The organism is Plasticicumulans lactativorans, assembly GCF_004341245.1.
GTDB classification, from domain to species: domain Bacteria; phylum Pseudomonadota; class Gammaproteobacteria; order Competibacterales; family Competibacteraceae; genus Plasticicumulans_A; species Plasticicumulans_A lactativorans.
Genome location: NZ_SLWY01000008.1, coordinates 179804 through 199833, shown reverse-complemented (window position 1 = coordinate 199833; position 20030 = coordinate 179804). Strand labels below are relative to the sequence as shown.

Genomic DNA, 20030 nt, shown 5'->3' with positions numbered 1-20030 from the left:
ACCCTGAGAACGCAAACGTGCAGGCGATCCCCAACTTCGATCTGGTCATTTTTGGCGGCAACGGCGACTTGGCGATGCGCAAGCTCCTGCCTGCGTTGTTCCACCGCCATCGCGATGGCGACCTGCCCGTCGACGGGCGCATCCTCGCCGTTTCGCGCACCGAGCTGACGCGCGAAACCTTCGTCGCTCAGGTACACGATGCGCTCGCCGATTACGTCGCGGAGCACTTCGACGCCGGGCTGTGGGCGACCTTCGCCGAGCGCCTCGACTACCTGCGCGTCGACGCCAACACCGCCGAGGACTATGCCGCGCTCGCCGACGCGCTCGGTGATGATCCCGCGCGCGTGCGCGTGTTCTATCTCTCCACGTCGCCGGACCTGTTCAGCGCGATCTGCCGCAACCTCGCCGCCAAGGGCATGGTGACGCCGGCCACGCGCGTGGTGCTCGAAAAGCCGCTGGGCCGCGACCTCGCCTCGGCGCAACGCATCAACGAGGACGTCGGTGCGGTGTTCCAGGAACACCAGATCTACCGTATCGACCACTACCTCGGTAAGGAAACCGTGCAGAACATGATGGCGCTGCGCTTCGGCAACTCGGTGTTCGAGCCGCTGTGGCGCCGCACCTGGGTCAGCCACGTGCAGATCACCGTCGCCGAGCAGCTCGGCGTCGAGGGCCGCGGCGAGTTCTACAACCGCGCCGGCGCGATGCGCGACATGATCCAGAACCACCTGCTGCAGCTCCTCTGCATCGTGGCGATGGAGCCCCCGGCGCGCATGGACCAGGACGCCGTCCGCGACGAGAAGCTCAAGATCCTGCGCTCGCTGCGCCCGATGAGCGGCGCCGAGGTCGGCGCCCGCACCGTGCGCGGCCAGTACCGCGCCGGCGTCTCCGCCGGCAAGCCGGTGCCGGGCTACCTCGACGAGCCGGGCATCCCCTCGGGCAGCCGCACCGAGACCTTCGTCGCGCTCAAGGCCGAGATCACCAACTGGCGCTGGGCCGGCACCCCGTTCTACCTGCGCACCGGCAAGCGCATGCAGGAGGGCGTGGCCGAGATCGTCCTGTACTTCCGCGACATGCCGATGACGCTGTTCCCGACCGTCGGCGGCGTGCCCAACCGGCTGGTGATCCGCCTGCAGCCCGATGAGGGCCTGCGCCTCGACCTGATGGCCAAGCAGCCGGGCGACGACATGCTGCTGCGTCCGGTGGGGCTGAACCTGAACTTCGCCGAGACCTTCCGGCAGCGCCCGATGCAGGCCTACGAGCGCCTGCTGACCGACGTGATCCGCGGTCGCCTGGCCCTGTTCATGCGCCGCGACGAACTCGAAGCCGCCTGGACCTGGGTCGAGCCGATCCTGCACGCCTGGGAAGCCTCCAGCGATTCGCCGAAGTCGTACACCGCCGGCACCTGGGGCCCGGCCGCCGCCACCGCGCTGATCAGCCGCGACGGCTTCGCCTGGCACGAGGACTACTGAGGTGGCGGCGCTGCGCAGCTGGGCCGACCGTGCCGCGCTCGACGCGGGGTTTGCCGCCGAGGTCGCCGGCCACCTCGCCGCCGGCATCGCCGCGCGCGGCGCGGCGAGCCTGGTGGTGTCGGGCGGACGCACGCCGGCGGGCTTCCTGCAGGCGCTCGCCACGCACCCGCTCGACTGGTCGCGGGTGTGGGTGACGCTCGCCGACGAGCGCTGGGTCGACGCCGACCACGACGCGAGCAACGAGCGCCTGCTGCGCGCCAGCCTGCAGCAGGGGCCGGCGGCGGCCGCCCACGTGGTCGGCCTGAAGACCGCGGCGGCGAGCCCGCAGGCAGGGCTCGCCGAGGTCGCCGAGCGCCTGGCGGCGCTGCCGCGGCCGTTCGACGTCGTGGTGCTCGGCATGGGTGACGACGGCCACACCGCCTCGCTGTTCCCGGATGCGCCCGAACTCGCCGCGGCGCTCGCCAGCACCGCGGCGGTCGCCGCGCTGACGCCCGGCGCCGCGCCTCACGCGCGCATCTCGCTGACGCCCGCGGCGCTGCTCGACACCGGTGCGCTGTACCTGCACATCGTCGGCGCCGACAAGCAGGCCGTGCTCGAGCGCGCGCTGGCCGACGGCCCGGTCGAGGAACTGCCGATCCGCTTCGCTTTGCGCCAAACGCGCGTACCCTGCTCGATCCAGTGGGCCCCGTAGCGGGCGACGAGGAGGAGCGGGCCGGCATGTTGAACCAGATCGAGACGCTGAAACCCCGCATGCGCAAGTCCGAGCGCAAGGTCGCGGACTGCGTGCTGGCCCAGCCCGATACCGTGATCAGCGACTCGATCGCCGCGCTCGCCGCGCGCGCCCAGGTCAGCGAGCCGACCGTGATCCGCTTCTGCCGCGCGCTCGGCTGCGACGGCTACCAGGACTTCAAGCTGCGCCTCGCGCAGAGCCTGGCGAGCGGCGTGCGCTTCGTGCACAGCGTGGTGGCGCCCGACGACGCGCCGCGCCAGGTCGTCGCCAAGGTGTTCGACAGCGCCGTGGCGTCGCTGCTGCGCACCCGCGCGCAGCTCGACACCGCGGCCATCGAGCGCGCCATCGACCTGCTCGCCAGTGCGCGCAAGATCGAGTTCTACGGCCACGGCGCCTCGGGCATCGTCGCGCTCGACGCGCAGCACAAGTTCTTCCGCCTCGCCGTGCCGACGGTCGCCTACATCGACGCGCACGTGCACAGCATGTCGGCCGCGATCCTCGAACCCGGCGACGTCGTCGTCGCGATCTCGCATTCGGGGCGCAGCAAGGACCTGATCGCCAGCGTCCAGGTCGCGCGCGCCGCCGGCGCGGCCGTGGTGGCGATCGCCGCGGCCGGCTCGCCGCTCGCCGAGCTCGCCCACGCGACGATCTCGCCGGCGGTCGACGAGGACACCAGCACCTACATCCCGATGAGCTCGCGCATCGTCGATCTGGTGATCGTCGACGTGCTCGCCATCGGCGTCGCCCTGCGCCGGGGTCCCGACCTGGTGCGGCGGCTGGAAAAAACCAAAACCACCTTGATGGAGAAGCACCTGTCGTGAACGCCCCTGCCCGTCCCGACCTGACCTCCCTGCCCGCCTGGCGGGCGCTCACCGAGCACCACGCGGCGATCGCCGAGGTGCACATGCGGGAGCTCTTCGCCACCGATCCGGGCCGCGCCGGGCGCTATGCGCTCGAGGCCGCGGGGCTGTTCCTCGACTACTCGAAGAACCGTATCACCGACGACACCCTGCGCCTGCTGGCGCAGCTCGCGCGCGAGGCCGGCGTCGAGGATCTGCGCGCGCGCATGTTCCGCGGCGAGGCGATCAACGCCACCGAGGGCCGCGCGGTGCTGCACACGGCGCTGCGCCGCCCGCGCGGCGACGTCGTCGTCGTCGACGGCGAGAACGTGGTCGAGGCGGTGCACGCGGTGCTCGAGCGCATCGAGACCTTCACCGAGTCGGTGCGCAGCGGCGCCTGGCGCGGCCACACCGGCGAGAGCATCCGCCACGTCGTCAACATCGGCATCGGCGGCTCCGACCTCGGCCCGCTGATGGCCTGCGAGGCGCTGCGCCCCTACGGCCACCCGGGGCTGACGATGCACTTCGTCTCCAACGTCGACGGCACGCACATGGCCGAGACGCTGAAGCGCGTCGACGCCGCCAGCACGCTGTTCATCGTCGCCTCGAAGACCTTCACCACCCAGGAAACGCTGACCAACGCCCACACCGCGCGCGCCTGGCTGGTCGAGCAGCTCGGCAGCGACGCCGCGGTGGCCAAGCACTTCGTCGCGGTGTCGACCAACGCCAGGGAGGTCGGCGCCTTCGGCATCGACACCGCGAACATGTTCGGCTTCTGGGACTGGGTCGGCGGGCGCTATTCGTTGTGGTCGGCGATCGGCCTGCCGATCGCGCTGTACGTGGGCATGGCGAACTTCCGCGAGCTGCTCGCCGGCGCCAACACCCTCGACCGCCATTTCGAGAGCGCGCCGCTCGAAGCCAACCTGCCGGTGATCCTCGCGCTGCTCGGCGTGTGGTACTCGAACTTCTTCGGCGCCGCGACCCACGCGGTGCTGCCCTACGACCAGTCGCTGCACCGCTTCCCGGCCTACCTGCAGCAGCTCGACATGGAGAGCAACGGCAAGCGCGTGACGCGCGAGGGCGCGGCGGTCGACTACGCCACCGGCCCGGTGCTGTGGGGCGAGCCCGGCACCAACGGCCAGCACGCCTTCTACCAGCTGATCCACCAGGGCACGCGCCTGGTGCCGGGCGACTTCATCGTGCCGCTCGACAGCCACCACCCGATCGGCCGCCACCACACGCTGCTGCTCGCCAACTGCCTGGCGCAGACCGAGGCGCTGATGCGCGGCAAGACCGCCGACGAGGCGCGCGCCGAGCTCGCCGCCGGCGGCATGAGCGGCGCGGCGCTGGAGGCGCTGGTGCCGCACAAGGTGTTCCCCGGCAACCGCCCGAGCAACACCGTGCTGGTGCAGAAGCTGACGCCGGCGGTGCTCGGCGCGCTGATCGCGCTCTACGAGCACAAGGTGTTCGTGCAGGGCGCGATCTGGAACATCAACTCCTTCGACCAGTGGGGCGTGGAGCTCGGCAAGCAGCTCGCCAAGGCGATCGAGCCGGAGCTGGAAGGTCGCGCCGGCGGCAGCCACGACAGCTCCACCGCCGCGCTGATCGAGCGCGTGCGCACGCGCCGCAGCGCCTGAGCGGCGCGCCTCAGGCCGGCGCGAAGCGCGGCTCGGCGGCGGCGAGCGCCGCGCCGAAGGCCGCGGCGTCGTCGAGCGGCGCCGCGCACTGCGTGCCGCTGCACAGGTAGGCGCGCACCCCGTGCGCCGGCGGCGTGCGCGCCGCCAGCGCCTCGGGCAGCGCGCCGGCGCTGGCGGGGATCGCCAGCGTCCAGCGGCGCGGCGCGTAGGCCTGCAGCGCGCGCGCGTGCCAGGCGTCGAGCGCGGCGCCGTCGCCGCGCAGCAGCACCGTGGTGTCGGGTTCCAGGTAGCCTTCGAGCGCGCGCAGCAGCGCGCAGGCGCCGAGCGGGTGGCGCTCGATGCCGGGCCAGGCCCATTTCAGCGTGCGCTCGGCGGCGACCAGCCACGACAGGTCGCCGAGCAGGTGGCCGAGGCGCAGCAGCGACTGCGCCAGCAGACCGTTGCCGCCCGGCAGGGTCTCGTCGTAGAGCGGCTTGGGCCGCTGGATCAGCGGCTCGTGGTCGGCGGCGGTGAAGAAGCAGCCGCCGCGGCGCGCGTCCTCGAAGTGCGCGAGCGCGGCGGCGGCGAGCGCGCGGGCAAAGTTGAAGGTGTCGGCGTCCCAGCGCGCCTGCAGCAGTTCGAGCGCGGCGTCGAGCACGCAGGCGTAGTCGTCGAGACAGGCCACCCCCTTCGCCACCCCCTGCGCGCTGCCGGCGAGCAGGCGGCCGTCGCGCCACAGCTCGCGACGCACGCAGGCGAACGCCGCCTGCGCCGCGGCGGTGAAGTCGGCGCGTCCGAGCAGCCGACCGGCCACCGCGAGCCCGCGGATCGCGAGCCCGTTCCACGCCGCGAGCAGCTTGTCGTCGCGCTGCGGCGGCACCCGCGTGGCGCGCGCGGCGAGCAGCTTCGCGCGTGCCGCCGTGAGCCGCGCATCGGCGCCGGCGGGGTCGAGGCCGAGCGCCGCGGCGACTTCGGCCGTCGCGCGGCGCACCCCCAGGTGCCAGCGGCCCTCGAAGTTCGCCGCCGCGTCGAGCCCGAACACCGCCGCGGCGAACGCGTATTCGTCGGCGTCCAGCACCGCGCGCGCCGCCGCCGGCGTCCACACGTAGTAGCGCCCTTCCTCGCCTTCGCTGTCGGCGTCGAGCGCGGCGGCGAAGCCACCGCCGGGCAGGCGCATCTCGCGCAGCAGCCACGCGCCGGTGGCCTCGGCGTAGCCGCGCAGCGCCGGCGCGAGCCCGCTGGCAACGGCTTCGGCGAGCAGCGCGAGCAGCGGCCCCTGGTCGTAGAGCATCTTCTCGAAGTGCGGGATGTCCCAGCGCGCATCGACCGAGTAGCGGAAGAAGCCGCCGCCGAGCTGGTCGAACAGCCCGCCCTCGCACATCCGCGTCAGCGTCAGGCGCAGCGCGTGCTCGGCGCCGGTGTCGACGCCGCCCTGCAGGCGCGCCGCCGCGGCGTGGCGCAGCAGGCGGTCGAGGCAGCCGGGCTGCGGGAACTTGGGCGCGCCACCGAAGCCGCCGTGTTCGGCGTCGAAGGCGCCGAGCAGGGCCTCGCACACCTCGGCGAGCGGGCGCGGCCCCGGCCCGTAGCCGCTGACCCCCTGGCGCGGCCCCTGGGCGCCGGCGGCGAGCGCGATCGCCAGCTGTTCGTTCTGCGCGCGCACGTCCTCGCCGCGCTCGCGGTACACCCGCGCCAGGCGTTCGAGCAGCTCGGCGAAGCCGGGCAGGCCGTGGCGCGGCGCCTTCGGGAAGTAGGTGCCGCTGAAGTAGGGCATGCGGTCGGCGGGGGTGAGGACCGCCGTCAGCGGCCAGCCGCCGCCGCGGCCGTTCAGCAGCAGGTGCGCCTGCTGGTAGACGCGGTCGAGGTCGGGGCGCTCCTCGCGGTCGACCTTGATGCACACGAAGAGCCGGTTCATCACCGCGGCGACCGCGTCGTCCGCGAAGCTCTCGTGCGCCATCACGTGGCACCAGTGGCAGGCCGAGTAGCCGATCGACAGCAGGATCGGCCGATCCTCCGCCGCCGCCCGCGCGAGCGCCTCGGCGCCCCACGGGTACCAGTCGACCGGGTTGTGCGCGTGCTGCAGCAGGTAGGGGCTGGTTTCGGCGGCGAGGCGGTTGGGCATGGCGGCGGCCCTCGGCGGGGAGGTTGCGAGTGTGGCGCCGGCACCGGCCGGCGCCCGGCACCCGGGGACCCCGGCGCCGCCGCGCGTCAGATGAACAGCAGCCCGACGCCGAGCAGCACGCCGAGCACCACGGCGAGGATCAGCCAGGTCAGCGGCGGGGTGCCGCGGGCGCTGCCCGCCGCCGCTGCCGCCGCGGGCGCGGCTGCTGCCGGGGCGGGCGGCGTGCGCGGCGGGGCCGGCGGCAGCGACGACGGCGGTTCGGTGCGGCTGCGCGCCGCCGCCGCGCCGGGCACCTCGAAGCGGAAGCGCACGGTGTGAAAGGAGATGTCGTCGCCGTTGACGAGTTCGGTCACGCTGACGCGGGTGCCGTTGACCAGCGTGCCGTTGGCCGAGCCGAGGTCGTGCAGAATCACCTTGCCGCCCTGGACTTCGAGGCGCACGTGCTGGCGCGACACCTCGGGGTAGGGCACGACCACGTCGCAGCGTTCGTCGCGGCCGATCAGCAGCCGCTCGCGGATCGGGAACTGCTTGCCGAACAGGTCGCCGCTGACGCCGCGCAGGATGCCGGCGGGCGGCAGTTCGATCGGCGGCGTGGCGCGGCGCAGGACCACGGTGGCATCGCCGCCCGGCGGCGGCGGCGGGTTGTTCGGGGGCATCGAGCACTTCCTCCTGGACGCGATGACGGGCGCCTCAAGCATAATGCGGCCGCGGCGAATTGATTGCCCCGGACGCCACCGGTGGTAGAGTCCACGCCTTTTTTGCGGAGCGCCGTCATGCCCCCCACCGATTCCTCCTTCGCCCCGCTGCGCCTGAAGAAGCAGGAGGAGCGGCGCCTGCGCGCCGGCCACCTGTGGGTCTACAGCAACGAGGTCGACACCGCCGCGACCCCGCTCGGCGCGTTCGCGCCCGGCGCGCCGGTCGAGATCCAGACCTCCAGCGGCAAGCCGGTCGGCACCGGCTACGTCAACCCGCACTCGCTGATCTGCGCGCGGCTGGTGAGCCGCGACGCCGCGCACCCGTTCGACGCCTCGCTGCTGGTGCACCGGCTCAAGGTGGCGCTGGGCCTGCGCGAGCGCCTGTACCCGGCGCCCTACTACCGGCTGGTGCACGGCGAGGGCGACGGCCTGCCGGGGCTCGTCGTCGACCGCTTCGGCGAGGTCTGCGTGGTGCAGCTCACCACCGCCGGCATGGAGGTGATGAAGGCCGAGGTGCTCGCGGCGCTCGACAAGGTGCTGAAGCCCGCCGCGGTGCTGTGGCGCAACGACAGCCCGGTGCGCGAGCTGGAGGGGCTGCCGGCCTACGTCGAGGCGGTGGGCCAGGTGCCCGACACCGTCACGCTGGAGGAGAACGGCGTGCGCTTCGTCGCGCCGCTCGCCGCCGGGCAGAAGACCGGCTGGTTCTACGACCAGCAGGACAACCGCGCGCGGCTCGCCAAGTACGTGCGCGGCGGCGCGCGGGTGCTCGACGTGTTCAGCTACGTCGGCGCCTGGGGCGTGTACGCCGCCACCTGCGGCGCGCGCGAGGTGATCTGCGTCGACGCCTCGGCCGCGGCGCTCGAACACGTCGGCGCGAGCGCCGCGCTGAACGGCGTCGCCGGGCGGGTGAGCGCGCTGCGCGGCGACGCCTTCGAGGTGCTCAAGGGGCTGCGCGAGGAGCGGCAGCGCTTCGACGTGGTGGTCGTCGACCCGCCGGCCTTCATCAAGCGCAAGAAGGACCTCGCCGAAGGCACGCTGGCCTACCGGCGCATCAACGAGGCGGCGATGCAGCTGCTCGAACGCGACGGCCTGCTGGTGGCGTGCTCGTGCTCGCACCACCTGACGCGCGAGGCGCTCGGCGGCGAGCTGCTCGCCGGCAGCCGCCACCTCGACCGCGGCCTGCAGTTCCTGGAGCGCGGCCAGCAGGCGCCCGACCACCCGGTGCACCCGGCGATCCCGGAAACCGAGTACCTCAAGGCGTTCTACGCCCGCGTGCTGCCGGCCTGACGCCATGCGCGCCTACCTCGACCTGCTGCGCCACGTGCGCGAACACGGCACCGAGAAGCGCGACCGCACCGGTACCGGCACGCTCAGCGTGTTCGGCCACCAGATGCGCTTCGACCTCGCCGCCGGCTTCCCGCTGGTGACCACCAAGAAGGTGCACTGGAAGTCCATCGCCCACGAACTCTTGTGGTTCCTGCGCGGCGACACCAACGTCGCCTACCTGCGCGAGCACGGAGTGACGATCTGGGACGAGTGGGCCGACGCCAGCGGCGAGCTGGGGCCGGTCTACGGCCACCAGTGGCGCTCGTGGCCGACCGCGGACGGCCGCCACGTCGACCAGATCGCGCAGCTCATCGGGCAGCTGCGGCGCAACCCCGATTCGCGGCGCCTGCTGGTCAGCGCCTGGAACGTCGGCGAGATCGAGCACATGGCGCTGCCGCCGTGCCATGCGCTGTTCCAGTTCTACGTGGCGCCGGCGGCGGCCGGGCCGGCACGGCTGTCGTGCCAGCTCTACCAGCGCAGCGCCGACCTGTTCCTCGGCGTGCCGTTCAACATCGCGAGCTACGCGCTGCTCACGCAGTTGCTCGCGCAGGTCTGCGGCTTCGCGCCAGGGGAGTTCATCTGGACCGGTGGCGACTGCCACATCTACCTGAACCACCTGCAGCAGGTCGACCTGCAGCTCACGCGCGAGCCGCTGCCGCTGCCGCAGCTGCGCCTCGACCCGACGGTCGACGACCTCTTCGCCTTCCGCTACGAGCACATCGAGCTGCTCGACTACTGCCACCATCCGGCGATCCGCGCACCGGTCGCGGTCTGAAGCCTGCCGTACGACGGCGGGCCGTTTCCTCACGCTGCCCTCGGGAGCACTGGATGCCGGCGTCGGCGCATCGCTGACACGCCGGCGCTGGCATCCAGCCGCTTGCTTTCAATTATATTTCTAATATAGTCGAAATATGGAAGAGAAAGATGTCGTTCGCGCCCTTGCCGCGCTGGCCCAAGCTGCCCGGCTGCAGGTGTTCCGCACCCTGGTGGTGGCCGGCCCCGAGGGGCTGACGCCCGGCGCCATCGCCGAGGCGCTGGAGGTGCCGGCCTCGACGCTGTCGTTCCACCTCAAGGAGCTGGCCAACGCCGGCCTCGTGACGCAGGAACGCGAGGGGCGCTACCTGATCTACCGCGCCGCGTTCGAGCGCATGAATGCGCTGCTGGCCTACCTCACCGAGAACTGCTGCCAGGGCCAGGCCTGCCTGCCCGCGGCCAGGAACTGTCCCAACTGCTGATGCATCCCGGAGGAAACCCGCGATGAAACGCTTCCACGTCCACCTGCACGTCGATGACCTGGCTACGAGCATCGCCTTCTACTCCCGGCTCTTCGCCGCCGAGCCGACGCGGGTGGCGCGCGACTATGCGAAGTGGATGCTCGACGATCCGGCGGTGAACTTCGCCATCTCCACGCGCGGCGCGCAGCCCGGCATCGACCACCTGGGCATCCAGACCGACGACCCAGCGGAGCTGGCCGCGATGAAGGCCCGCGCCGAGGCCGCCGGCATGGCGCTGCTCGACGACGGTGAAACCACCTGCTGCTACGCCCGCAGCGAGAAGCACTGGATCACCGACCCGCAGGGCATCGCCTGGGAGCACTTCCACACGCTGGAGAACATCCCGGTGTTCCGCGAAGGCGAGCAGGCGACCACCGCGACCTGCGGTACGCCGGCACCGCCCCCGACCCCCGCCACCGGGCCCGCGCAGGCCGCCTGCTGCGCGCCGCGCGGCAAGCCGCTGGCCATCCCGGTGAAGCCCTCGTCGTCGTGCTGCTGAAGGCCCCGCCGTGACCGTCCACGTCCTGATCCTGTGTACCCACAACTCCGCGCGCAGCGCGCTCGCGGAAGGCATGCTCAACCACTGGGCCGCCAGGCTCGGCCGCGACGTGCGCGCCCACAGCGCCGGCAGCGCACCCAGCGGGCGCACCCATCCGTTCGCGATCGAGGCCTTGCAGAACGCCGGCATCGACACGGCGGCGCTGCGCAGCAAGAGCTGGGATGAGTTCGCCACCGCGGGCGCGCCGCCGCTGGGCATCGTCATCACCGTGTGCGACAGCGCCGCGGCGGAAGCCTGCCCGGCCTTCTTCGGCGGCAGCGGCCAGCCGGTCAAGGTGCACTGGGGCTACCCCGACCCGTCCAGCGTCGAGGGCGGGGACGCGGGAAAGCGCCGCGCCTTCGAGCTGACCCGCCAGGCCATCGGCTACCGCATGCTGCAGCTGCTGGCCCTGCCGCTGGAGAGCATGGGCCGCGAGGCGCTGCACGCGGCGCTCGTCGCGATCGGCCGCAACTGACGCGGGGGCACGCGCATGAACACGTCGACCCTCGCCGCAGCGGCCGTCGAAGCGGCCCCGCTGAGCGCCTTCGAGCGCTGGCTCACGCTCTGGGTGTGCCTCTGCATCGTCACCGGCGTCGTGCTGGGGCAATGGCTGCCCGGCCCGTTCCAGGCCGTCGGGCGCCTGGAGGTGGCCCGGGTGAACCTGCCCGTGGGGCTGCTGATCTGGGTCATGATCATCCCGATGCTGCTGAAGGTGGACTTCGGCGCGCTGCACCAGGTGCGCCGCCACTGGAAGGGCATCGGCGTCACCCTGTTCGTGAACTGGGCCGTGAAGCCCTTCTCGATGGCGCTGCTCGGCTGGCTCTTCGTGCGCCACGTGTTCGCCCCGTGGCTGCCCGCCGGGCAGCTCGACAGCTACGTCGCGGGCCTGATCCTGCTCGCCGCCGCCCCCTGCACCGCCATGGTGTTCGTCTGGAGCCGGCTGACCAACGGCCACCCGCTCTTCACGCTGTCCCAGGTTGCCCTCAACGACATCATCATGGTGTTCGCCTTCGCCCCCATCGTCGCGCTGCTGCTGGGCCTGTCCTCCATCAGCGTGCCGTGGGACACGCTGGTCACGTCGGTGGTGCTCTACATCGTGATCCCGGTCATCGTGGCCCAGCGCTGGCGCCGTGCCCTGCTGCGGCAGGGCACGGCCGCCTTCGATGCGCTGCTCGCCAGGATCGGCCCGTGGTCCATCGCCGCGCTGCTGGCGACCCTCGTGCTGCTCTTCGCCTTCCAGGGCGAGGCGGTGCTCGGGCAGCCGCTGGTGATCGCGATGCTGGCCGTGCCGATCCTGATCCAGGTGTTCTTCAATGCGGCGCTCGCCTACGGGCTCAACCGGCACCTGGGCGAGTCGCACGACGTGGCGTGCCCATCGGCGCTGATCGGCGCCAGCAACTTCTTCGAGCTGGCGGTGGCGGCCGCCATCAGCCTCTTCGGCTTCGAGTCGGGTGCGGCCCTGGCCACGGTGGTGGGCGTGCTCATCGAGGTGCCGGCGATGTTGCTGGTGATTAGGGCCGTGAAGGCCTCGAAGGCGTGGTACGAAGCAACCTAGCGGCGACACCGCAGCGGTGGGGAGTCGAACATGGACGGGGTGATGACCGCGTTTCAGGGCGGCCTGGACAGCCTGGCCTCCTACCTGGCAGCCCACGTGCTGCTCTGCCTGGTGCCGGCGTTCTTCATTGCCGGCGCGCTCTCCGCCCTGGTGCCGCAGCCGTCCATCATCCGCTTCCTGGGGCCGGATGCGCCCAAGTGGAAGTCCTACTCGGCAGCCGCAGGCGCCGGCAGCCTGCTGGCGGTCTGCTCCTGCACCATCCAGCCGCTGTTCGCGGGCATCTACAGAAAGGGGGCCGGTCTCGGCCCGGCGGTTACCTTTCTGTTCTTCGCCCCTGCCGCCAATATTCTGGCCCTGGCCTATACCGGAGTCGCCCTGGGCGCCGAGTTCGCCATCGCCCGCATCCTGCTGGCGCTCTCCTTCGGCATCGGCATCGGCATGATCATGGCCATCGTCTTCCGCGAGACCGATGTCGCCCGTGTCGCTGACGCCCGGATCTTTGCCGGGGGCGACGGAATCCCCGGCAAGACCCTGGGGTTCATCGGCGCGCTGGTCGCACTGCTGGTTTCAGGGACCTTGAAGCTCGATTTCCTCACGGCCGTCCTGTTCGGTATCGATCTCGACTGGAGCGGCGCAGCGGCAGCCCAGCAAACCCTCGACCGCTGGGTGCCGGTCAACGAAGCCGTCGGCGCCGAAGGCCTCAGCCTGCAGGGCGCCATCCTGATCGGCCTGCTGGCCGGCATTGGCGCGTTCGCCTGGAAGGGCCTGGGCAGGGCCGATGAGGGTTTCAACCGCTTTACGCCGATAGCGCTGGGGCTGACGGCCCTGACGCTGGTTTTCGCGGCTCTTGGAATTCGGGTTGTTGCTACCGGCCTGGCAGTGACCATTACGGGCAGGACCCTGGCGGTCGCCTCGTTCTGCCTCGCCCTCGTTCCGCTGGCGCGGCGTTTCGATGCCTGGGATGTCCGGCAGTGGCTTTGGGAAACCTGGCGGTTCGTGAAGCAGATCTTCCCGCTGCTGGTGCTCGGCGTCTTCCTGGTCGGGGTCATTCGCGTCTTCATCCGGCCCGAGTGGATTCGCACGGTGGCCGGCGAGAACACCCTCCTGGCCAATCTGGCCGGCGTGGTGTTCGGTGTCTTCATGTACTTCCCGACCCTGGTCGAAGTGCCCATCGCCAAGATGTTCCTGTCGCTGGGCATGCACCCGGGGCCGCTGATCGCCTATCTGATGGCGGACCCCGAACTGTCGCTGCAAAGCATCCTGATCACCGCCGCCATCATCGGCAAGCTGCGGGCCTGGAGCTACGTGGGGCTGGTGGCACTGTTCTCGACCGTTTCCGGCCTGACCTACGGTGCCTGGATAAACGGGATGCCGCTCGGAGTGCTGGCAGCCGCGGTGGCGGGCTTTGTCGCCCTCATCGTCGGCACGCTGCACGTGATTGAAACCCGCCGCAAGGCGTGAACCGGGAGAACATCTTCATGCTGATCAAGATCCTGGGAAGTGGCTGCGCGAAGTGCAATCGCCTGGAGCAACTGACCCGCGAGGCCGTGGCCGAACTCGGCATCGACGCCACCTTCGAGCACGTGAAGGACATGGACGAAATCATGGCCTACCCCATCATGGCGACACCGGCCCTGGTCGTGGATGAGGAGGTCAAGGTGTCCGGGCGGATGCCGAGCAAGGACGAACTGTTGGCCTGGCTGGGCACTTGACCACGCGCTGCCCACGCAACCTGCGCGTGCAGGCCTGCGCGTTCGCGCCGGGGGTGCTGATGCGGACCGACCGCCCCCTGCCTGGACCACCGGCAGCAGGTCGACCGGCCGCTGCCGCAGATGCACCTCGACCCGACGTTCGACGACGTCTTCGCCTCCCGCCGCGCGCCCATCGGGCTGCCCGACTACCGCCATCGCCCGGTGATCCGGGCGCCGGCTGCGGTCCGGGGCGGCTGCGGACACGCGCAATTCACGTGCAAGCCGCGAATCCGCTGATACAGTTCGTCACAGTTTTTCGTGACCTCGGGGGGCGGACTTGATGCGCAGGGTCGAGATGGCCGATTTCCTCGTAGCGCCGGGCCGCGGCCTCGGCCTGCTCGGCGTGTTCGCGGCGGCGCCGGCGCTTGCCGCCAACGTCATCGTCAACTCGACGATCGATGCCGCGGACCAGACCGACGTCGCCGCCGAACCCACCGACATCGTGTTCTTCGAGGGTGGGCGGATCAACGCGCTGAGCCCAGGCTTCACCACCTACTCGCGCATCACCATCGTCAATCCGGCCGGCGGCACCTTCGCGGTACCCGATGCCGGCCACAGCGTCGCGTTCTCGGGGCCGGTCGGCGGCGCCGGCACGCTGACCCTCGCCGGGCCGGGCGTGTTCGACATCAGCGCCGGCGCGATGGCGGCGTTCGCCGGCACCCTCGACCTGGTGCCGGAGGTGCCCGACGTCGCCCCCGTGGTGACGATGCACGAGCTCAGCGGCGCCTTCACGATCGAGACCGGCAACGGCCTGGTGCTCGACAACCTCAGCGGCAGCACCTTCGACGGCAACATCGTCATCGCTCCCGACGCGGTGCTGACCAAGATCGGCAGCGGCACGCTGACCCTGAACGGCAGCCTCAGCGGCAGCGGTGCCACGCCCCCCGCCATCGCCACCGGCCTGCTCAACGTCACGCTCGGCAGCGTGGTGCTCGGCGCCGGCGCGAGCCTGCCGAGCTTCGCCGCCCCGCTGGTGGCGAGCGGCGCCACGCTCGACCTCGGCAGCGGCAACCACACCCTCGCCGGCATCCTCGGCACCGGCACCGTGAACGTCGACGGCACGCTGACGCTCACCGCCGACGCCGCGGCGTTGCCGGCGTTCGCCGCGACGATGACCGGCAGCGGCGACTTCACGGTGCAGCGCGACCTCAGCCTCGGCACGCCGCTCGCGATCACCGGCGGCCTCCTGGTGCAGTCCAGCACGCTGACGCTCACCGTCGCCGACGCCATCGCCGCGGCGAGCCGCGTGACCCTCGACGGCGGCGCGCTGGACGTCGCCGGCGGCGACCAGACCTTCCACAACTTCGGCGGCAGCGGCGTCGTCTTCGCCTTCGGCACGCCCACGCTCACCTTCGTCAACGACACCGACACCAGCTTCAGCGGCGACCACTTCGGCTCGGGCGAGGCGGCGCTGGTGAAGGAGGGCAGCGGCAGCCTGACGCTGAACGGCATCCTCTACAGCGCCGGCAGCCTCGCGGTGAACGCCGGCACCCTCGTGCTCGGCAGCAACGACGCGCTGCCCGGCGCGGCGAGCTTCCAGGCGCCCGAGTTCGACGTGGTGGTGACGGTCGCCTCGGGCGCCACGCTCGACCTCGGCGCCACCCAGCAGACCTTCGGCAGCCTCTCCGGCAGCGGCAGCGTCAACGTCGGTGCCGGCGGCCTGATCGTGTTCGACGCCAACGCCGGCCCGATCGCGGTCGGCACCGCGCTGAGCGGCGGCGGCGGGATGCTCACGCGCAACGGCGACGTCGACCTCACCGCGGCGAGCTACGGCCTGAGCGGCCCGGTCACCGTCGAGAGCGGCACGCTCACGCAGGGCGGCAACCAGCTCGACACGGCCGCGAGCATCACCATCGACGTCGGCGCCGAACTCGCGAGCTCCGGCGACACGGCGACGCTGAACAACCTGAGCGGCGGCGGCAGCGCGAGCTTCGACGTCATCGACGTGACCCTCGCCAACACCACCGACACGGTGTTCGACGGCACGCTGAGCGGCAGCATCGACAACCTGACCAAGACCGGCACCGGCGCCCTGACGCTGAACCAGACCGCGCCGCTGCCGGTGCTGGCCACGCTCACAGTCGACCAGGGCACGCTGCGCCTGAGCGGCAGCGACGTGCTCGCCGCCCACCTCGCCCCCTTCGTCGAGGTCGGCGCCACGCTCGACCTCGCCGGTGCGCAGCAGACGCTCGCCGGCCTGCAGGGCGGCGGCAGCGTGCTGGTCAACGGCACGCTGACGCTGGACGCCTCGCCGTCGGGCGCCGGGATCGACCCGGTGATCGGCGGCAGCGGCACGCTGGTGTTCAGCAATGCCTTCTACGACCTCAACACCGTTGCGACCTTTACGGGTGCGGTGCAGCTGGTCAACGCCACCGTGTCGCTGAACCCGACCGACGCCATCGCCAGTGCCGGTTCGGTCACGCTCGACGCCGCCTCGGTGCTCGAGATCCACTCCGGCTCGCTGCCGTCGATCGCGCAGACGCTGCACAACCTGAGCGGCAGCGGCGCGATCGACCTGTTCAACGCCGCGCTGACGCTCGACAACAGCGTCGACACCGTGTTCAGCGGCGACCTGAACGACACCGCGCTGTCGATCACCAAGACCGGCGCGGCGATGCTGACGCTGAGCGGCACGCTGCCGCTGTCGCTCGGCAGCCTCAGCGTTGCCGCCGGCACGCTGCAACTGACGCATGACGAGGTGTTCGCGTCGCTCGGGAGTGGCTTCACGCCGCAGGTCGACGCCGGCGCGACGCTCGACTTCGCCGCCTCCACGCAGACCCTCGGCAGCGTCGCCGGCAGCGGGCGTGTCAGCAGCGCGGGGCAGCTGACCTTCGTCGGCGACGGCAACGGCAACGCCGCGCTCGCGGTCGAGCTGGCCGGCCCGGGGCAGTTCGTGTTCGCGGCGCCGAATGCCAGCCTGCTGACGCCGGCGACGCTGAGCGGCAGCGTGGCGGTGGCGAGCGGCACCTTGACGCTCGTCGCCGACAATGCGCTCGCCAGCGCCGGCGGGCTCGACATCGCCAGCGGCGCCACGCTGGCCGCCGACGGCACGGTGCAGACGCTGCCCAACGTCACCGGCAGCGGCACCATCACCGTCGACGGCGCCAATCTCTACTTCGAGAACACCGTCGACACGGTGTTCGCCGGTGCCATCAGCGGCGGTGCCGGAACCCTCGGCAAGCTCGGTCCGGCGCAGCTCACGCTCGCCGGCAGCCTGCCCGGCTTCAACACCCTGGCGGTCGAAGCCGGCACGCTGCAACTGACGGCGTCGGCGAACGGCGTGCTCGACGGCAACCAGGCCGTCAGCGTCGCCGCCGGTGCGCTGCTCGACCTCACCACCACCACGCAGACGCTCGCCGACGTCTCGGGTACCGGCACGGTGCACACCGACGGCGTGCTGATCCTGCAGGGCCAGACCGAAGGCGAGCGCACGTTCGGCCTCACGATCAACGGCAGCGGCAGCCTGGTCACGGAGATCGGTGCGCTGCGCCTCGACAGCCCGCTCACGCTCACCGGTCCGCTGCAGGTCGCGAGCGGGCAGCTGACGCTGGGCGCGGACGATGCGCTGGCGACGCTCGCCTCGGTGACGATCGCCGCCGACGCGCTGATCGTCGCCGGCGGTACCCAGCAGACGCTGCACGAGCTGAGCGGTGCCGGCAGCCTCGACTACAGCGCGGCGCTGACGCTCGACCAGGCCGGCACGACGACCTTCTCCGGGGCGCTGACCGGCCTCGGTGGCGCGGCGCTGACCAAGACCGGCGCCGGTGCGCTCACGCTCGCCGGCAGCCTCAGCGGCAGCGGGCCGCTGACGGTGGCCGGTGGCACGCTGACGCTGGCTGGCAGTGGCAGCGGCTATACCGGCGCGGTCGGCGTCAGCAGCGGCAGCCTGGTGCTCACCGGCAACGACGTGCTCGCCAACAGCAGCGCGCTCGCCATCGCCAGCGGCGCCAGCGTCCTCGCCGGCGGTACCCGGCAGACGCTGCACGACTTGAGCGGTGCCGGCAGCCTCGATTACAGCGCGGCGCTGACGCTCGGCCAGGCCGGCACGACGACCTTCTCCGGGGCGCTGACCGGCCTCGGTGGCGCGGCGCTGACCAAGACCGGCGCCGGTGCGCTGACGCTCGCCGGCAGCTTCAGCGGCAGCGGGCCGCTGACGGTGGCCGGTGGCACGCTGACGCTGGCTGGCAGTGGCAGCGGCTACACCGGCACGGTGGTCGTCAGTGCCGGCAGCCTGGTGCTCGCCGCCGACGACGTGCTCGCCAGCAGCGGCACGCTCGCCATCGCCAGCGGCGCCAGCGTCCTCGCCGGCGGCACCCGGCAGACGCTGCACGATCTCATCGGTGCCGGCAGCCTCGACTACAGCGCGGCGCTGACGCTCGACCCGGGCGAGTCGGCGGTGTTCTCCGGTGCGCTCAACGGCCTCGACGGTGCGCCGCTGACCAAGGCCGGCAGCGGTGCGCTGACGCTCGCCGGCAGCTTCAGCGGCAGCGGGCCGCTGACGGTGGCCGGCGGCATCCTCGCGCTGAGCGGCAACGGCAGCGGCTACAGCGGCGCGGTGGCCGTCGATGCCGGCACGCTGGTACTCACCGGTGATGACGTGCTCGCCAACAGCGCCGGCGTCACCGTGGCGAGCGGCGCCGGGGTCGAGATCGGCGGTAACCAGCAGACGCTGCGCGGGCTCGCCGGCGCCGGCGGCGTCCTCATCGGCGGCGAATCGCGGTTCGTCCTCGACGTGGCCGGCGGTGGCAGCTTCGCCGGCACGCTCGCCGGCGGCGGCGTGTTCGAGAAGCGCGGCAACGGCGCCTTCAGCCTGAGCGGCGACAGCGGCGCGTTCACCGGGCTCACCGAGGTCACCGCCGGCCGCCTGGCGGTCAACGGCACGCTCGGCGGCCAGGTGAGCGTCGGCAGCGGCGGCGTGTTCGGCGGCGTCGGCACCGTCCCCGGCGCGATCGCGGTCGCCGGCATGCTCGACCCCGGCAACTCGATCGGCACGCTGACGGTGGGCTCGGTGAGCTTCGCGTCGGGTTCGGTGTTCCACGTCGAGGTCGACAGCGCCGGCAACGCCGACCTCGTGCACGCCACCGGCACGGTGCAGATCAACGGCGGCACGGTGCAGATCAGTTCGGTCGACGGCGGCTTCAAGGCCGGCACCAGCTACACCGTGCTGACCGCCGACCAGGGCATCACCGGGGAGTTCAGCAACGTCGTCTCGTCGCTGCCGCTGTTCGCCGCGAGCGCGAGCTACAGCGCCAACGCGGTGCAGCTCGGCATCCCGACGCCGAACCAGAACGCCGAACTGTCACCGGTCGACCTGATCGGCGGCAACCCGACCAGCCTGATCGCGCGCATGGTCTCGTCGGACGAGGCGGCGGGCTTCCTGCTCGACCCCACCGAGATCGGCTTCGCCCAGGGTGTCGCCGGCATCGACTACATCCACGGCCAGTTCTCGTCGAACGGCTTCAACCAGCACTACGAGCAGTTCCCGCTGCAGTACAGCTGGAAGCTTTCGAACGGCTGGACCGCGCTGCTCGACATGCCGATCACCACCATCTCCACCGAGGGCCACGGCGTCGACCGGCGCGACTACAGCGTCTCGGTGGGCGGCGGCGTGCGCATCCCGATGAACGAGGACTGGCAGCTCAAGCCGATCGTGCGCTGGGGCACGGTGGTCGACGACGACTACAACCACATCGGCTCGCTCGCCTCGGCCTCGCTGACCAGCCACTACCGCACCAAGTTCGGCGCGGGCGGGCGCTACGAGTTCGGCATGGACAACCAGCTCGGCTACTACACTTCGGTCGGTGGCGACGTGGTCGACCTCGACGCCCGTTACAACCTGCACGAGACCGCGCTGCGCAATGCGCTGCGGGTCGGCGGCCCGCTCGAAGGCACGCCGCTCGGCGGCGGCGCGCGCTGGTCGGCGTGGGTGGCCGACACCCGCTATTACGGCTCGGACCTCGCCGTCGACAACTTCCAGAAGCTCGGCTTCGCCGTCACCACGCGCGTCGGCGTCGGCAAGGCGGTGGGCGAGAACGTCAGCATGGGGGTCACCTTCACCCGTGCCGACGGCGACAACGGCTTCGAACTGAACTTCGGCTATCGCTTCTAGTTTTTG

15 protein-coding genes are annotated in these 20030 nt (G+C 71.7%); 13 read left to right on the top strand and 2 right to left on the bottom strand.

Annotated features, from left to right (window positions below):
* Positions 1-17: 17 nt before the first annotated feature.
* The 4 genes from zwf to pgi are packed head-to-tail and all read left to right on the top strand — an operon-like array spanning position 18 to position 4678.
* The gene (gene zwf, locus EV699_RS08745; RefSeq protein WP_132541629.1) at positions 18-1472 is read left to right on the top strand and encodes a glucose-6-phosphate dehydrogenase; all 1455 of its coding nucleotides are present in this window, start codon (positions 18-20) and stop codon (positions 1470-1472) included.
* 1 nt (position 1473) lies between these two features.
* Complete coding sequence (pgl, locus tag EV699_RS08740; protein ID WP_132541626.1) at positions 1474-2163, top strand: 6-phosphogluconolactonase; 690 nt, start codon at positions 1474-1476, stop codon at positions 2161-2163.
* A 26-nt stretch (positions 2164-2189) separates the two neighbouring features.
* Positions 2190-3023, top strand: coding sequence for a transcriptional regulator HexR (hexR, locus tag EV699_RS08735; RefSeq protein WP_132541623.1), 834 nt, complete (start codon positions 2190-2192; stop codon positions 3021-3023).
* Positions 3020-4678 (top strand): glucose-6-phosphate isomerase, encoded by a 1659-nt coding sequence (gene pgi / locus EV699_RS08730; protein ID WP_243662603.1) that lies wholly within the window; start codon positions 3020-3022, stop codon positions 4676-4678. The genes hexR and pgi overlap by 4 nt, the downstream gene beginning before the upstream one ends.
* A gap of 10 nt (positions 4679-4688) precedes the next feature.
* On the opposite strand, the gene EV699_RS08725 is transcribed toward pgi, so the two are convergent.
* Positions 4689-6776 (bottom strand): thioredoxin domain-containing protein, encoded by a 2088-nt coding sequence (locus EV699_RS08725; protein WP_132541620.1) that lies wholly within the window; start codon positions 6774-6776, stop codon positions 4689-4691.
* An 86-nt stretch (positions 6777-6862) separates the two neighbouring features.
* Entirely contained in the window at positions 6863-7432 is a 570-nt protein-coding gene (locus tag EV699_RS08720; protein ID WP_165904083.1) for an FHA domain-containing protein, read from the bottom strand.
* A 117-nt stretch (positions 7433-7549) separates the two neighbouring features.
* On the opposite strand from EV699_RS08720, the gene EV699_RS08715 reads away from it, so the two are divergent.
* From EV699_RS08715 to EV699_RS08675, 9 genes are all read left to right on the top strand, one after another.
* A complete protein-coding gene (locus EV699_RS08715) occupies positions 7550-8758 on the top strand; it encodes a class I SAM-dependent rRNA methyltransferase (RefSeq protein ID WP_132541614.1) in 1209 nt (402 codons plus the stop codon).
* 4 nt (positions 8759-8762) lie between these two features.
* Positions 8763-9572 carry a thymidylate synthase gene (locus EV699_RS08710; RefSeq protein WP_132541611.1) on the top strand — a complete coding sequence of 270 codons (810 nt, stop codon included), beginning with the start codon at positions 8763-8765 and terminating at the stop codon, positions 9570-9572.
* A gap of 136 nt (positions 9573-9708) precedes the next feature.
* Positions 9709-10032, top strand: a complete 324-nt coding sequence (locus EV699_RS08705) for an ArsR/SmtB family transcription factor (protein WP_132541608.1) — start codon at positions 9709-9711, stop codon at positions 10030-10032.
* Between the two features lie 22 nt (positions 10033-10054).
* Complete coding sequence (locus EV699_RS08700) at positions 10055-10570, top strand: ArsI/CadI family heavy metal resistance metalloenzyme (protein WP_132541605.1); 516 nt, start codon at positions 10055-10057, stop codon at positions 10568-10570.
* 10 nt (positions 10571-10580) lie between these two features.
* Complete coding sequence (locus EV699_RS08695; protein ID WP_132541602.1) at positions 10581-11084, top strand: arsenate reductase ArsC; 504 nt, start codon at positions 10581-10583, stop codon at positions 11082-11084.
* Between the two features lie 15 nt (positions 11085-11099).
* A complete protein-coding gene (arsB, locus tag EV699_RS08690; protein WP_132541599.1) occupies positions 11100-12164 on the top strand; it encodes an ACR3 family arsenite efflux transporter in 1065 nt (354 codons plus the stop codon).
* Positions 12165-12194: 30 nt separating this feature from the next.
* Positions 12195-13625: a permease gene (locus EV699_RS08685; RefSeq protein WP_132541596.1), complete on the top strand. Its 1431-nt coding sequence runs from the start codon at positions 12195-12197 to the stop codon at positions 13623-13625.
* A gap of 17 nt (positions 13626-13642) precedes the next feature.
* A complete protein-coding gene (locus EV699_RS08680; RefSeq protein WP_132541593.1) occupies positions 13643-13876 on the top strand; it encodes a thioredoxin family protein in 234 nt (77 codons plus the stop codon).
* 334 nt (positions 13877-14210) lie between these two features.
* Positions 14211-20024, top strand: coding sequence for a beta strand repeat-containing protein (locus tag EV699_RS08675; protein WP_165904082.1), 5814 nt, complete (start codon positions 14211-14213; stop codon positions 20022-20024).
* Positions 20025-20030: the final 6 nt, after the last annotated feature.

Bases quoted from the DNA above. Each gene is read 5' to 3' on its own strand.
- EV699_RS08725 (WP_132541620.1), bottom strand. From the start codon at position 6,776: ATGCCCAACCGCCTCGCCGCCGAAACCAGCCCCTACCTGCTGCAGCAC.
- EV699_RS08680 (WP_132541593.1), top strand. From the start codon at position 13,643: ATGCTGATCAAGATCCTGGGAAGTGGCTGCGCGAAGTGCAATCGCCTG.
- EV699_RS08675 (WP_165904082.1), top strand. From the start codon at position 14,211: ATGGCCGATTTCCTCGTAGCGCCGGGCCGCGGCCTCGGCCTGCTCGGC.
- EV699_RS08720 (WP_165904083.1), bottom strand. From the start codon at position 7,432: ATGCCCCCGAACAACCCGCCGCCGCCGCCGGGCGGCGATGCCACCGTG.
- arsB (WP_132541599.1), top strand. From the start codon at position 11,100: ATGAACACGTCGACCCTCGCCGCAGCGGCCGTCGAAGCGGCCCCGCTG.
- EV699_RS08685 (WP_132541596.1), top strand. From the start codon at position 12,195: ATGGACGGGGTGATGACCGCGTTTCAGGGCGGCCTGGACAGCCTGGCC.
- EV699_RS08715 (WP_132541614.1), top strand. From the start codon at position 7,550: ATGCCCCCCACCGATTCCTCCTTCGCCCCGCTGCGCCTGAAGAAGCAG.
- EV699_RS08710 (WP_132541611.1), top strand. From the start codon at position 8,763: ATGCGCGCCTACCTCGACCTGCTGCGCCACGTGCGCGAACACGGCACC.
- EV699_RS08700 (WP_132541605.1), top strand. From the start codon at position 10,055: ATGAAACGCTTCCACGTCCACCTGCACGTCGATGACCTGGCTACGAGC.
- hexR (WP_132541623.1), top strand. From the start codon at position 2,190: ATGTTGAACCAGATCGAGACGCTGAAACCCCGCATGCGCAAGTCCGAG.
- EV699_RS08705 (WP_132541608.1), top strand. From the start codon at position 9,709: ATGGAAGAGAAAGATGTCGTTCGCGCCCTTGCCGCGCTGGCCCAAGCT.